The sequence below is a fragment of the Paraburkholderia sediminicola genome (assembly GCF_046026675.1).
GTDB lineage: Bacteria > Pseudomonadota > Gammaproteobacteria > Burkholderiales > Burkholderiaceae > Paraburkholderia > Paraburkholderia sediminicola_F.
The window spans coordinates 2,417,413-2,430,532 of record NZ_JAQQEY010000001.1 but is presented as its reverse complement, the minus strand read 5'-3'; the positions used below and the strand labels follow the sequence as shown (position 1 = coordinate 2,430,532).

The 13,120-nt window shown below is 62.2% G+C and carries 10 protein-coding genes; 8 read left to right on the top strand and 2 right to left on the bottom strand.

Annotation, left to right across the window (positions count from 1 at the left end):
* Positions 1 to 32 precede the first annotated feature (32 nt).
* Together PQQ86_RS10580 and PQQ86_RS10575 are read right to left on the bottom strand one after the other, a co-directional pair.
* The gene (locus PQQ86_RS10580; RefSeq protein ID WP_408266372.1) at positions 33 to 1,721 is read right to left on the bottom strand and encodes a GMC family oxidoreductase; all 1,689 of its coding nucleotides are present in this window, start codon (positions 1,719 to 1,721) and stop codon (positions 33 to 35) included.
* Between the two features lie 80 nt (positions 1,722 to 1,801).
* Entirely contained in the window at positions 1,802 to 3,091 is a 1,290-nt protein-coding gene (locus tag PQQ86_RS10575; protein ID WP_408266367.1) for an MFS transporter, read from the bottom strand.
* A gap of 816 nt (positions 3,092 to 3,907) precedes the next feature.
* On the opposite strand from PQQ86_RS10575, the gene PQQ86_RS10570 reads away from it, so the two are divergent.
* The 8 genes from PQQ86_RS10570 to PQQ86_RS10535 all read left to right on the top strand — a co-directional run bounded on the left by PQQ86_RS10570 (position 3,908) and on the right by PQQ86_RS10535 (position 13,039).
* On the top strand, positions 3,908 to 5,536 hold the full coding sequence (locus tag PQQ86_RS10570; protein ID WP_408270215.1) for an electron transfer flavoprotein-ubiquinone oxidoreductase: 1,629 nt from the start codon (positions 3,908 to 3,910) through the stop codon (positions 5,534 to 5,536).
* Positions 5,537 to 5,873: 337 nt separating this feature from the next.
* Positions 5,874 to 6,473 carry a 2'-5' RNA ligase family protein gene (locus PQQ86_RS10565; RefSeq protein ID WP_408266365.1) on the top strand — a complete coding sequence of 200 codons (600 nt, stop codon included), beginning with the start codon at positions 5,874 to 5,876 and terminating at the stop codon, positions 6,471 to 6,473.
* A 585-nt stretch (positions 6,474 to 7,058) separates the two neighbouring features.
* Positions 7,059 to 7,460 (top strand): DnaJ family domain-containing protein, encoded by a 402-nt coding sequence (locus PQQ86_RS10560; RefSeq protein ID WP_408266363.1) that lies wholly within the window; start codon positions 7,059 to 7,061, stop codon positions 7,458 to 7,460.
* 158 nt (positions 7,461 to 7,618) lie between these two features.
* Positions 7,619 to 8,320, top strand: coding sequence for a tRNA adenosine(34) deaminase TadA (tadA, locus tag PQQ86_RS10555; protein WP_408270212.1), 702 nt, complete (start codon positions 7,619 to 7,621; stop codon positions 8,318 to 8,320).
* Positions 8,321 to 8,347: 27 nt separating this feature from the next.
* Complete coding sequence (ldcA, locus tag PQQ86_RS10550) at positions 8,348 to 9,274, top strand: muramoyltetrapeptide carboxypeptidase (protein WP_408266361.1); 927 nt, start codon at positions 8,348 to 8,350, stop codon at positions 9,272 to 9,274.
* Positions 9,275 to 9,589: 315 nt separating this feature from the next.
* Entirely contained in the window at positions 9,590 to 10,330 is a 741-nt protein-coding gene (locus tag PQQ86_RS10545) for a GntR family transcriptional regulator (protein ID WP_408266359.1), read from the top strand.
* Between the two features lie 336 nt (positions 10,331 to 10,666).
* Positions 10,667 to 12,148, top strand: a complete 1,482-nt coding sequence (locus PQQ86_RS10540) for an NCS1 family nucleobase:cation symporter-1 (protein ID WP_054035316.1) — start codon at positions 10,667 to 10,669, stop codon at positions 12,146 to 12,148.
* 24 nt (positions 12,149 to 12,172) lie between these two features.
* Positions 12,173 to 13,039 carry an aspartate/glutamate racemase family protein gene (locus tag PQQ86_RS10535; protein ID WP_408266356.1) on the top strand — a complete coding sequence of 289 codons (867 nt, stop codon included), beginning with the start codon at positions 12,173 to 12,175 and terminating at the stop codon, positions 13,037 to 13,039.
* Positions 13,040 to 13,120: the final 81 nt, after the last annotated feature.

The following is a 13,120-nucleotide window of genomic DNA, read 5'->3' as shown; positions in this document are numbered from 1 at the left end:
TCGCTGGCCGTTTCAGCGTGCAGCGCGAGCATTTATCGGTTGTCGGCGCGGATCAGATCGGCGGCTTTCTCACCGATCATGATGGCGGGCGCGTTGGTGTTGCCGCCGATCAGTGTCGGCATGATCGACGCGTCCGCCACGCGCAGAGCTTCAATGCCGCGCACACGCAGGGCAGGATCGACCACGGCCATTGCATCGATTCCCATCTTGCACGTGCCGACCGGGTGAAAGACGCTGTCGGCGTGACTGCGCACGAACGCACGGATTGCCTCCTCGTTCGAATCGTCCGGGCCGAAATCGTCCGTCAGCAATTCCTTTCCGCCCGCTTCGGCCAGCGCCGGCTGCGCAAAGATACGGCGGACGATTCTGACGCCCGCAACTAGCGCGTCCATGTCGGCCTCGGCCGACAGAAAACGCGGGTCGATCAACGGCGCGTCGCGCATGTCCGCGCTACGCAGGCGCACGTGACCGCGGCTCTCGGGACGCAGGATGTAGGCGTGACAGGAGTAGCCATGCCCGAGCTTGCTGCGTTTCGCCACGTTGCGATTGCCGAGTAGAGCGAGAACGAAGGCGAGCTGCACGTCCGGGACGGCCAGCTCGGGGCGGCTCTTCACGAAGGCACCCGCCTCAGCGAAGTTGGAACTGACCATACCGCTGCGATCGCGCCGGTAGCGCAGCATGCCGGACGCCAGCCGCAGAAAACCACCCGCCGAATAGCCATAGAGGTCGTTAGACTTGACCTGTTTGTTGACGATGATGTCGAGGTGGTCCTGCAGATTTTCGCCGACTCCGTTCAGATCCTGGACGACTTCGATGCCGTGGCTGCGCAGGTGCTCGGCCGGGCCGATGCCCGACGCCATCAGCAGTTGCGGCGAATTGAAGACGCCGCAGCTGAGTACGACTTCGCGGCGGGCCCGAAGCGTTTGCGCGACACCTGCACGCACGACGCTGACGCCGCGCGCACGTTTACCTTCGATGACCAGACGCAATACCTGCGTATCCGTGAGTACATCCAGGTTCGGGCGGCCGCCGTTCAGGTTCGAATCTTTTGCATTGCCGTTGTGCAGGTAGGCACGCGCGGCATTCCAGCGTTCGCCGTTGAATTGAGTGACCTGGTAAAGACCGGCGCCTTCCTGCTCCGCGCCATTGAAGTCCGTGTTCAGCGGCAATCCGGCTTGCACCGCGGCGTTCACGAAACGATGGGAAAACGGATTGGGCGTACGCAGGTCGCTGACGTGCAGCGGGCCGTCGCCGCCATGCCACGGATCGTCATTGCGTCCGGCGTGGCGTTGATTGCATTCGCTGCGGCGGAAATAGGGCAGCACGTCGTCGTAGCCCCAACCCGTGCAGCCGAGGCTCGCCCATTCATCGTAGTCGTTGCGATGTCCACGAATGTAGGCCATGCCGTTGATCGATGAACTGCCGCCCAGTCCGCGTCCGCGCGGCTGATAGGAAGGGCGTCCGTCAAGATAAGCCTGGCGTTCCGTGTAGTACGCATAGTTGCGCGGACCGGCCTTTTGCACGGTCGATGCAAGACCGATCGGCACCCATACGCTCATGTGGTGGTCATGCGGACCTGCTTCGAGCAGCGCCACCGTGACCGTTGGGTCCTCTGTCAGTCTGGCGGCCACCGCACAGCCCGCGGAGCCTGCGCCGACGACGATATAGTCGTACTCTGCTGCGATCATTGTGCTGCGAGCGTTGTTGCCAGATCCGATCATGGCGCCTCTGTTCGTTGGAAGGGGTTTGCGCACGTACAGCGGCCGTTGTCCTTATCACCGCTGGATTGGCCAGGCACGTATCAAGCCGCGGCTTGCGTGGCAAAGTGATTGAGTGTCTTGTGCGAGCGATCTGGATGAAGCCAGCGCAAGGCGGCGAGCGATGCTGCGATCAGCAATACGGCGCTGACCGTGAAGCCGAGTTCGTATGCATGGCTATTGCCGCCGCCATAGACCTGTACGATCCGGCCCATCACGGCCGGCGCGAATGCGGCGCCAAGACTCGCGAGTGCCGTGTGGATCGCGACGAGCGATCCGCGCTGGCTGTCCGGGACCATTTCGGCGAGCAGCGCGGGAGCGAGCGTGAAGCTCAAAGTCGGTAGTGCACCTGCGATCGCGAGTAACGCCACCTTCTGCAACGGCGGCAAATGAAGCAGCATGAGGGCGATGTACAGCAGAGCCCCTACCGCTGCCGACAGGCAGATCAGATGAACACGCGCCCTGCGTGTGGACACGCCGCGTCCGAGCATGCGCTGGGATAACCAGCTCAGACCCACGTTGACCGGTGTAGCAGTCGCGACCACAACGGCGAAGCAACGACCAGCTTCGACACCGCTGAATCCGAGTCCTTTTTCGAGGTACGTGGGTATCCACGTGAGGCTCAGGCCCAGCGTCCAGTAAGCCGTGAATCCCAGTGCGAACACCGAGAGGATCGAACGATCCATGAGGATCCTTCGATAGGGCAGCCGATATGCCTGGATTCGCACGGTCGGTACGGCTTGGTGCTTGCCTAGTCCTCCCTCGCGCCCAAAGCATGCCCACAGCACGCTCCACGCTGCGCCTATCGCGCCGAGCAGCAGGAAGTTCATGCGCCATCCCCACTGCCGCGTGACGAGCGGAATCAGCAGGCCGGCCAGCAGCATGCCGAAGGCGGCGCCCTGGTTGATGAAGGCGACCGGCAGATTGCGTTTCCGGTCTGGGAACCACTTGTACAACGCATGCACGGAGACCGGAAACGCCGGGCCCTCGGCGGCGCCAAGGATCACGCGGCAGATGAGAAGTCCCGCCGCGCTCGTCGCCATCGCTTGCGGCAGTTGGAGTGCTGCCCAGCTCAGACCCATCGCCAGCAGTAACCAGCGAGTCGGGAAGCGGTTCGAAAGAAATCCCACCAGGACGGTCGAAATGGAAAAGAGCCAGAAGAAACTGCCGGCGACAAGTCCGAATTTTTCCGGCGAAAGATGCAGATCAGCCGTCAACGGCACGGCCACCAGACCGAGCACGATCTTGTCGAGGAAATTGATGAGGGCGAGCCCCGTCAGCAGGAGGGTCATTGTCCACGCGGACTTTGCCTGGAAATCGGGGGAAGCGGTCATAGGTTGTCTCCTGTCGTCCTTTTCCCGTTGGGCTTCGCTGTCCCGACCGGAATGCGGACTTTATGGCGCCACGGTAAAGGGTGCGGGAGGGCGGGCAACCACCCGGAACAGGTAGGCCAGGGAAAACCTTGTTCTCTGCGATTGCAGATCGTCCAGTCGTGCATGCCGGCGTTGTCGCGAAAGGCGGCCGGTCTACCCGACCAGGGTGGTGGTATCGGAAGAACATTGCCTTACTGTGGATCCGGGCCGTATGGAGCGGGATCGCAGTTCGGTCGGTGTGATCGGCGATGTGCAGTCGAGGCCGCCGACCGTCGATCGGCGCGGTCGCATGCGTGCCGGCCGGGATCAGAGGAGAGCCAGTGAACAATCAGGAAACATCGTTGCGCCGCCTTGTGGAAAGGTGGTTTGGACCGGATTCGGCGATGCGCGCGCGCGTGACGTTTTTCAGTCACTCTCGCGCGAGCCGGTGGCGTTACGTGTGCGTGGCGTCGAGGCGGGCGTCCGGTGATCTGTCGATCTTCTTCTTCCGCCACGAGGATGGGTCCTGGTCAGTGCTCCCGCCCGAGACAAAGCGACCGACGATGAGCGCGGCACGCATGCTGGTTTTGCCCGGCCTGGTTTTGCCCGGCGCACCAGGCCCGATCGCGTCGCCGGCCTGACGACCGGCAGATCCGGGGTGACCTTCACGGATTGAAGCATTCAAAACAGCTTGCTCAATCGCGGCATTCTGTTTTTCATCTATTCCAAATAATGGAGACCGACGCAGTGTCAATCCCGACAACCCTGATTGATGAACTTGCCAGCCCGCGCGAGTCGATGGAATACGACGTTGTGATCGTCGGTGGCGGCCCGGCTGGCCTGTCCGCGGCGATCCGCCTGAAGCAGCTGGCGGCTGGGAAAGGCGTCGAGCTTGGCGTGTGCGTACTGGAAAAAGGCTCGGAGATCGGGGCTCATATCCTGTCGGGCGCGGTGATGGATCCGCGCGCCATCACCGAACTGATCCCGGACTGGAAGGAAAAAGGCGCGCCGCTGACGGTCGACGTGACCGAAGACAAGTTCCTGTTCCTGACGGAAACCGGCTCGAAGAGCGTGCCGGTCTGGGCGCTGCCGGACAACTTCAAGAACCACGGCAACTACGTGATCAGCCTCGCGAACGTCACGCGCTGGCTGGGTCAGCAGGCTGAAGCGCTCGGTGTGGAGATTTTCCCGGGCTTTCCGGCTGCTGAGATTCTGTATAACGACGATGGCTCCGTTAAAGGCGTCGCCACCGGCAATCTCGGTATCGGCAAGGATGGCGAGCCGACCGGGAACTTCCAGCTCGGCATGGAATTGCACGCGAAGTACACGCTGTTCTGCGAAGGCGCGCGTGGGCACTTGGGCCGCCAGCTGAACGATAAATTCAAGCTGCGCGAAGGCGTCGATCCGCAGGTCTACGGCATCGGCATCAAGGAACTGTGGGAAATCGATCCGGCGAAGCACAAGCCGGGTCTGGTGATGCACACCGCTGGCTGGCCGCTGGAGAACGACACCTACGGTGGCTCGTTCCTCTATCACATGGACAACAACCAGGTGGTGGTGGGCTTTGTGGTCGGTCTGGGCTATACGAACCCCTATCTGTCGCCGTTCGAGGAATTCCAGCGTTACAAGACGCATCCGGCAATCCGCGCGATTCTGGAAGGCGGCAAGCGGGTGTCGTACGGCGCACGAGCGATTACTGCGGGCGGTCTGCTGTCGCTGCCGAAGCTGGTGTTCCCGGGTGGTGCGCTGGTGGGTGATGATGCAGGCTTCCTGAACGCATCGCGGATCAAGGGCTCGCATGCGGCGATCAAGACCGGCATGCTGGCCGCTGAGGCTGCTTTTGAAGCCGTGCAGGCTGGCCGCACCAGCGACGAGCTGACGGCCTATCCGGAGTCGTTCAAGACCTCGTGGCTGCACACAGAACTGCATCGTGCGCGCAACTTCAAGCAGTGGATGAGCAAGGGCCTGTACCTCGGCACCCTGATGGTCGGCATCGAGCAGAAGCTGTTAGGCGGCAACGTGCCCTGGACGCTGCATCACCAGCATTCGGATCACGAGATGCTGAAACCGGCGTCGCAGTGCAAGCAGATCGTGTATCCGAAGCCGGATGGAAAGCTGACGTTCGACCGCTTGTCTTCAGTGTTCATCTCGAACACCAACCATGAAGAGAATCAGCCGGCTCACCTGACGCTGAAAGATCCGTCGGTGCCGGTGAATGTGAACTGGCAGACCTATGCCGGTCCGGAGTCACGCTACTGCCCCGCGGCGGTGTATGAGTTCGTGAAGAACGACGACGGCAGCGAGCGTCTCGTGATCAACGCGCAGAACTGCGTGCACTGCAAGACCTGCGATATCAAGGACCCGACCCAGAACATCGTCTGGGTGACGCCTGAGGGTGGCGGCGGTCCGAACTATCCGAATATGTGATTCGGTCTCGCCAGGAGGCAGGATATGTCCCGCGTCAAAACCTCCGCTTGCGACCATTGATGGGGACGCACGGGCGAACTTGAGGGGGCCATTTCAAGCGGTCGGATAACTTTCGCATGCGATTCCACGTTGTCATCGATACTGTATGAATGTACAGTATCGTGCGTGGACGGCCAGTGAGTGCAAGTTCATTGGGCGTGAACGGGCGCGGGGACATGGGGTGCGTTGAACCTCGTCTCGCCCCATCGAGTCGTGAAAATTTTTCAGATGCGTGGGCACGTCCGCATCGATGCGAGGAGATTCTTCCAAATGTTTGCGTCATCCATTCAGGCGCGCCATGCCTGAGCAACTCTGGCTGCCCGGACTCGAGGCGCCACCTGTGCCGACAGACGGCCTGTTCTTCGCCGTCTTTCCAGATACGCGCACGGCGGCGGGCATCTCGAAGCTGGCGCAACAGCTCTGCTCAGAGACGCGTTCGAAGAGCAAACCGCTCGCGGCCAACCGTTTGCACGTCACGTTGCTGCACCTCGGGAATTTTGCGGGTGGCTTGCCGCCGGCGCGGGTGGATGCAGCCATGAGCGCGGCCGCGTCGATCAGCATGGAGCCTTTTAGCGTCGAGTTCGACAGTGCGGTCAGTTTTGCACTGAAGCCGCGGCCGGGGCCGCTGGTGTTGGGCGGAGGCGAGGGCATCGTTGGACTCCATGCGCTTCACGATGCACTCGGACTGGCATTGCAGAACGCTGGATTTGGGGATCGAGCGGTCTCGCCGAATACGCCGTACACGCCGCACGTGACCCTCGCTTACGGCATGCCCTCGATCGCGACACGTCCTGTCGAAGCCGTCAGTTGGAACGTGCGTGAGTTTGCGCTGGTGCACAGCCTGCTCGGCCGTACGCGGCATGTCGTTCTGGCGCGCTGGTCGTTGGCGGCCGGGTGAATGTACGGGTTCGCGTCGGCCGTCGGGAAGCGGATGCGTCGCGGCGCAGGGGCGGGCCGTTCTCGATGAATCGCGGAGACGTTGCGCCGGACTAGAACCGCACGCCGGTTGCGCAGCCGCCGGCAAAGCCGCCGCCGCTACCACCTGCACCTCCGCAGAACACGCCGCAGCCTGATAGCGCGGCCGACATGGCAATGGCTGTCATTGTCGTGCGCAGATATCTTTTGAAAGCGCGCTTTCGGAGCCGTGCAGTCAATGCGCTCAGGCGCGGATCGCAGCATGTGGCGCAAGCTGGACGTGCTGTGTCGAAGCGGTGGTCGGTGATTCCGGATTGCATAACGTAAGTGGACTCCATGAACGGGGCAATGGCAGCGCCGAGTGGCCGTTTTCGCGGCGCATGCCGAAAGATATTCGTAAGTTTTTGCGGGTGCGAAGCAGCGGCGGCGGCAACCCTCCACGCTAATCCACGCTATGCGCCCCTCAAATACGCAGAATCTGAAAACCAGGGGGATTCATCGGTCAGACAGCCAGAACCGTCGCGCGCTCCCTGATAGAATGCTTGGGCCGCAACGTAGTGGACTGCAGATGAAATTGCTTGATGCGTTAGTCGAACAGCGTATTGCCGCCGCAGCCGCGCGCGGTGAGTTCGATGATTTGCCGGGCGCGGGCGCGCCGTTGCTCCTGGGGGACGATGCACTGGTCCCGGAGGAAGTGCGTGTCGCCAACCGGATTTTGAAGAATGCCGGCTTCGTGCCGCCGGCTGTCGAACAGCTGCGCGCCTTGCGCGACCTGCAGGCGGAGCTCAATGCCGTGAGCGACCAGACCATCCGTTGCCGTCTTCAGGCGCGCATGCTGGCGCTCGATATGGCGCTTGAATCGCTGCGCGGCGGTCCACTGGTCCTGCCGCGCGAGTACTGCCGCCGCATTGCCGAGCGGCTGTCGGAGCGCGTCGGCAACCTCAATATGGCCGATGCGGGTTCGCAGTGAGCGAGCCGCTTGCCCGTTCCGCCTCGGCAAGTCCGGGGTCTGTCGAGTCCGGCGAATCGGCTGAGGCGGCAACACTGCTGGCTGGCCAGACCGGGTCCGTTGATCCCGATGCTTCAGCGTCCGCGGCGAGTGATCCAACGCCAACCGCGGCCGCCACAGTGCTGATCGATACCCCTACACCTGACGAATCGCCCGCAGCGGCTGTGTCGGAGCGTGATCGTCGCTTCATGGCGCTCGCCCAGGCTGCCGCCGAAGAGGCCCGCGCAGCGGGCGAAGTGCCGGTCGGCGCGGTGCTCGTGCGGGGCGACGAAGTCATCGCCAAAGGATTCAATAATCCGATCGGTGCGCACGACCCGTCGGCTCATGCGGAAATGATCGCCTTGCGCGCAGCCGCACAAGCTGTCGAAAACTATCGTCTGCCGGGCTGCGAGCTCTATGTGACGCTGGAACCTTGCCTGATGTGCGCCGGTGCGATCATGCACGCGCGTATCGCACGCGTCGTGTTCGGGGCGCGCGATCCGAAAACCGGGGCGTGCGGCAGTGTTGTCGACGCATTCGCGAATCCGCTGTTGAATCACCACACCACGGTGACCGGCGGCGTGCTCGAAACCGAATGCGGCGCCGCGCTCAAATCGTTCTTTGCCGAGCGGCGGCGCGCAAGTCGTGAAGCACGCGCAGCGGCACGGGGCGAAACGCATGTCGTGGCAAGTGGCGAAGTACATCCCGGCGTGCACGTCGAAGTGCACACCGAAACGCACACCACAGCACGTAGCGAAGCACACGCTGAAGCCCATCCCGACGCAGGCCTCGACGCGCACGTCGAAGCACGCAGCGAACCGGGGCCGGCTGAGCCGCTCTAAAACAACAACGTCCAACAGGTCTTGCCAATGACCGTCCATCGCACCATTGAGTTGATCGCGCCGTCCGGGTATCCGCATGATTCCGAGGTGTTGCATCGCGCGTTGCATCGCTTGCATGCGCAGGGGCATCGCGTCGAAGGTGTGGAGGCGACAAGGCGCCGTTACCAGCGCTTCGCCGGCACCGATGGTGAGCGTGCCGCCGATCTGAACCGGCTGGCGGACCCTTCGCGTGAGTTGCCCGACGTCGTGCTAGCCGTGCGTGGCGGCTACGGCGCAGTGCGCATCCTGCACGGACTCGACTACGAAGGGCTGCAACGGCGGCTGACCGATCAACCGGTCGCGCTGGTGGGGCATAGCGATTTCACCGCGGTGCAGCTTGCTTTGCTGGCACGCGCCGGCGTGAAAACTTTCGGCGGCCCGATGCTGATGAGCGACTTCGGCGCGGAAGATCTGAGCGAGTTCACCATGCAGCACTTCTGGTCCGCGTTGACCAAGCCCACCATGACGGTGACCAGCAATGTGCCGCAAGCGCAGACTGCCGACGTGACGGGCATGTTGTGGGGCGGTAATCTGGCGGTGGTGACATCGCTGATCGGCACGCCGTACATGCCGCCGGTGCAGGGCGGCATTCTGTTCCTCGAAGACGTCAACGAGCAGCCTTTCCGGCTCGAGCGGATGCTTTATCAATTGCACCTCTCGGGCATCCTCGCGCAGCAGCAGGCGCTTGTGCTCGGCGATTTCTCCGGCGGCAAACCGTACGAGTACGACAACGGCTACGACCTGCACGCAATGATCGAGCAGGTGCGCTCGGTGATTGGGATTCCGGTCATTATCGGTCTGCAATTCGGCCACATTCCCAACATGCTGACGCTGCCGGTCGGCGCGGACGCGCACCTCGTCGCCAACGCGCACGGGTTCAAACTGTCGTTATCGGGCTATCCGACCCTTGCCTGACACGGCGTGGGGCAGGGAAGCGGGCATTTGTCCGCTTTCTTTTTGCGTCTATAACGCAACTAACGGTCAGTTATTCAGGGCAACTCCTAGCAGATCGGCCGCATGGAGGTCCCTCACTTTGTTGACAAAAACCGTCACCAATAGACGGCCCTCCCATACATTAATTAAACTGGTAGTGAAGCAGAATAAGGCCTGTGCGGGTTGTCCGCCAGGCCGCACCATGGTCAGAGCATCCAGATTGTCGAAATTCAAGACAAAAATTGTTGACAATCTTTATGTCCATCCTATGATGACAAACATACCGAGACGCACATCATGTCCGACACAGATTCCGCCGCCGCGAATAGTCCGAAAGCCGAAACGATCGCCGAGCGCATCCGCGCCGCGATCCTCGAGCATCGGCTAGCGCCTGGCGCCAAGCTGACAGAAGCACAGTTATGCGAAGTATTCGGCGTGAAACGCGGCCCGATCCGGCAAGCGCTCGCGCAACTGGCCACCGACCACCTCGTCGATCTCGAACCGAATCGTGGTGCGTTTGTTGCCAGCCCGTCGTTGCAGGAAGTGCATGAAGTGTTCGAAATGCGCCGGATCATCGAACTGGCCGTAGTCGAAAAGATTTGCGGCGGTCATGGCCTGCGCCGTTTGAAGAGCATCGGCAGCATGATCGGCCGTGAACGCAAAGCGTTCGAAACACGTGATTTTCCGGCGTGGATTCGCCTGTCGGGCGAGTTCCATACCGAGTTGGCCGGGCTCACCGGCAACGCCGTGCTGTGCGACTGTCTGAACGGACTGGTGGCGCGCTCTACGCTGATTTCGGCACTGTACGAGTCGCTCGGACGCAGCCCTTGCTCGTTCGAAGACCATGAAGCGATTCTCGCCGCGCTCGACGCCGGCGATGCAAAAGAGGCGGCGGCACTGATGTCGCGCCATTTGCAAAGCGTCGAGTTGAAGATGCTGGAGCGCCCGGCACGTGGCGCGGCTGATTTGCATGAAGTGTTTGGCGCCCTTGGCGGCGCGTCGAAGGAAGCAGCTAGACCCAAGTCCGCGCCAGGCTGAGGCAGGCGGCCGGCGCGCGCCCGTTGCTGGTGCGCGCCGCACTGAATTGAACTGAACCGAATCAGGCGTTGCAAGGCGGCTCTGCGTGAGCGCTGCCGGCTTGCGCACGCGTGGCCGTCAGGGGATGACAGCCTTGAAGTAGTAACGCATCGCCGGGAATTCGCGGCGACAGGCGGTGCGATAACCACAAGTACATCAAGTACGGAGACATCCGCGGCACGGTTAATCAGTCGGCTCGAAGCTCCCATTTTCCAATCGGGGAGAAGAGGGCCGCTGGCATGGCCGATGCAACGTCCTTCGATTCGCTATCGATGGTCCCTATCCCAAGGAGGAATCATGGCTCAGTTCAGTGCAGCGCCCGGCAATCCCGCAATTCCCACCTACGCAGACGGCGGCGCGCCCAGCGATCCGTCGATGCCAGCAGGCTACAGCGAGAGGCTGTACAACGAAGATCTGGCGCCGCTGCGTCACCAAACCTGGGGTGCGTACAACATCTTCGCGTTCTGGATGTCGGACGTGCATAGCGTAGGCGGTTATGTGTTCGCGGGCAGTCTGTTCGCGCTTGGGCTGACGAGCTGGCAGGTGCTGATCGCGCTGCTGGTCGGCATTACGATTGTCAACCTGCTCTGCAACCTGATCGCCAAGCCGAGCCAGGCGAATGGCGTGCCTTATCCGGTGGCCTGCCGCGCGACGTTCGGCGTGCTTGGCGCGAATATTCCTGCCGTGATTCGCGGCTTGATCGCGGTAGCATGGTACGGAATCCAAACTTATCTGGCGTCGAGCGCGCTGGTAATCGTGGTGCTGAAATTCGTCCCGCAACTGTTGCCGTACGCGGATATGCACCACCATGGCTTCATGGGCCTCTCCACGTTGGGTTGGGCCGGTTTCATGTTGCTGTGGGTCCTGCAGGCGCTGGTGTTCTGGCACGGCATGGAGACCATCAAGAAGTTCATCGACTTCGCCGGCCCGGCGGTCTATGTGGTGATGTTCATTCTCGCGGGCTACATGGTGTATCGCGCAGGATGGCGAAACATCGGCATCAATCTGGGCGGTGTCAAATATCACGGCATGGAAGTGGTGCCGGTGATGATCACGGCAACCTCACTGGTGGTCTCGTACTTCTCCGGGCCGATGCTGAATTTCGGCGACTTTTCGCGCTACGCCAAGAGTTTTCGCAGCGTGCGGCGCGGCAATTTCTGGGGCTTGCCGGTCAACTTCCTCGCCTTCTCGCTGGTGACGGTGGTTACAACCGCGGCAACGCTGCCGGTATTTGGCCAACTGATCACGGACCCGGTCGAAACGGTGGGCCGTATCGACTATCCGACCGCGGTGATTCTCGGAGCGTTGACTTTCACGATTGCAACGATCGGTATTAACATCGTCGCTAACTTCGTGTCGCCGGCCTTCGACTTCTCGAATGTCGCTCCGCGTCTGATCAGCTGGCGTGCGGGCGGCATGCTCGCGGCGGTGGCGTCGATTTTCATCACGCCGTGGAACCTGTTCAACAATCCGGCCGTGATTCACTACACGCTTGACGTACTGGGCAGTTTCATTGGACCGTTGTATGGTGTCCTGATCGTTGATTATTTCCTCGTGAAGCGTCAAAAGATCGTGCTCGATGATCTCTACTCGGTCTCCCCGAGCGGCTCGTACTGGTACAAAAACGGTGTCAACTACCGCGCCGTGGCTGCATTGTTGCCGGCTGCGGTCATCGCCGTGATCTGCGTGATGGTGCCGACGCTCGACGGGCTGGCCAATTTCTCGTGGTTCATCGGGGCCGGATTGGGTGCTGTGTTCTACCGCGTGCTGGCTCGCTGAGCCAGTGCCGCAACAGGAGTCGCTATGCGCATCAAACTGATCAATCCGAATACGACGCAACGCATGACCGAAGCGATGAGCCGCTGCGCGCGTGATGTCGCCGCACCCGGCACCGAAGTGATCGCGGTCAATCCGACGATGGGGCCGCCCTCGATCGAAGGCTATTACGACGAGGCCCTCGCAACCCCCGGTTTGCTGGCCGAAGTCATCGCCGGCGAACGTGAGGGCTGCGACGGGTACGTGATTGCCTGCTTCGGGGACCCGGGTTTATACGCGGCACGCGAGCTGGCGCGCGGTCCGGTGATCGGCATCGCCGAAGCGGCGATGCACGCCGCAAGCGTGCTGGCGCCCGGGTTTTCGGTGGTGACCACGCTGGCGCGTACGTGCGGCATGGCGTGGCATCTTGCCGAGCGCTACGGCATGAAGCGCTTTTGCCGCAACGTCCGCGCGACCGACGTCGCGGTGCTCGATCTCGACAAGCCCGGCTCGGCGGCGCGTCGCATCATCCTCGACGAATGCCGGCGCGCACTGGAGGAGGACGGCTCGGACGCGATCGTGCTCGGTTGCGCCGGCATGGCCGAATTGTGCGCGGAGATCGAAGATGCGCTGGGCGCGCCGGTGATCGAAGGCGTGACCGCAGCGGTCAAATGGACCGAGGCGCTGGTCGCGCTGCGGCTGTCGACAGCCAAGCGGGGCGACTATGCGCGGCCGCTGGCCAAGCGTTACGACGGCGCATTGGAATCCTTCAGTCCGACCGATGCGGACCCAAATCCGCAGCCGCCGCGCGGTTCGGCCGCAAGCGCTGCGGGAAGTGCAAATTCGAGTGGTTTACTGCGGGTAAACACCACGGAACGCCCGGTGGGGCCGGCTTCGCACATACATCCAGTCTGACACGCACTATCTGCCCGGGTGTATGGGCGCACCCGGGCGTTTTCGCTACACTGGTCCCACTCGGCGCTGGTACCCGAATGC

Excerpts from the sequence above, each read along its gene's own strand:
- PQQ86_RS10570 (WP_408270215.1), top strand. The coding sequence starts at position 3,908 with ATGGAATACGACGTTGTGATCGTCGGTGGCGGCCCGGCTGGCCTGTCC.
- PQQ86_RS10565 (WP_408266365.1), top strand. The coding sequence starts at position 5,874 with ATGCCTGAGCAACTCTGGCTGCCCGGACTCGAGGCGCCACCTGTGCCG.
- PQQ86_RS10575 (WP_408266367.1), bottom strand. The coding sequence starts at position 3,091 with ATGACCGCTTCCCCCGATTTCCAGGCAAAGTCCGCGTGGACAATGACC.
- PQQ86_RS10535 (WP_408266356.1), top strand. The coding sequence starts at position 12,173 with ATGCGCATCAAACTGATCAATCCGAATACGACGCAACGCATGACCGAA.
- PQQ86_RS10580 (WP_408266372.1), bottom strand. The coding sequence starts at position 1,721 with ATGATCGGATCTGGCAACAACGCTCGCAGCACAATGATCGCAGCAGAG.
- PQQ86_RS10545 (WP_408266359.1), top strand. The coding sequence starts at position 9,590 with ATGTCCGACACAGATTCCGCCGCCGCGAATAGTCCGAAAGCCGAAACG.
- PQQ86_RS10560 (WP_408266363.1), top strand. The coding sequence starts at position 7,059 with ATGAAATTGCTTGATGCGTTAGTCGAACAGCGTATTGCCGCCGCAGCC.
- PQQ86_RS10540 (WP_054035316.1), top strand. The coding sequence starts at position 10,667 with ATGGCTCAGTTCAGTGCAGCGCCCGGCAATCCCGCAATTCCCACCTAC.
- ldcA (WP_408266361.1), top strand. The coding sequence starts at position 8,348 with ATGACCGTCCATCGCACCATTGAGTTGATCGCGCCGTCCGGGTATCCG.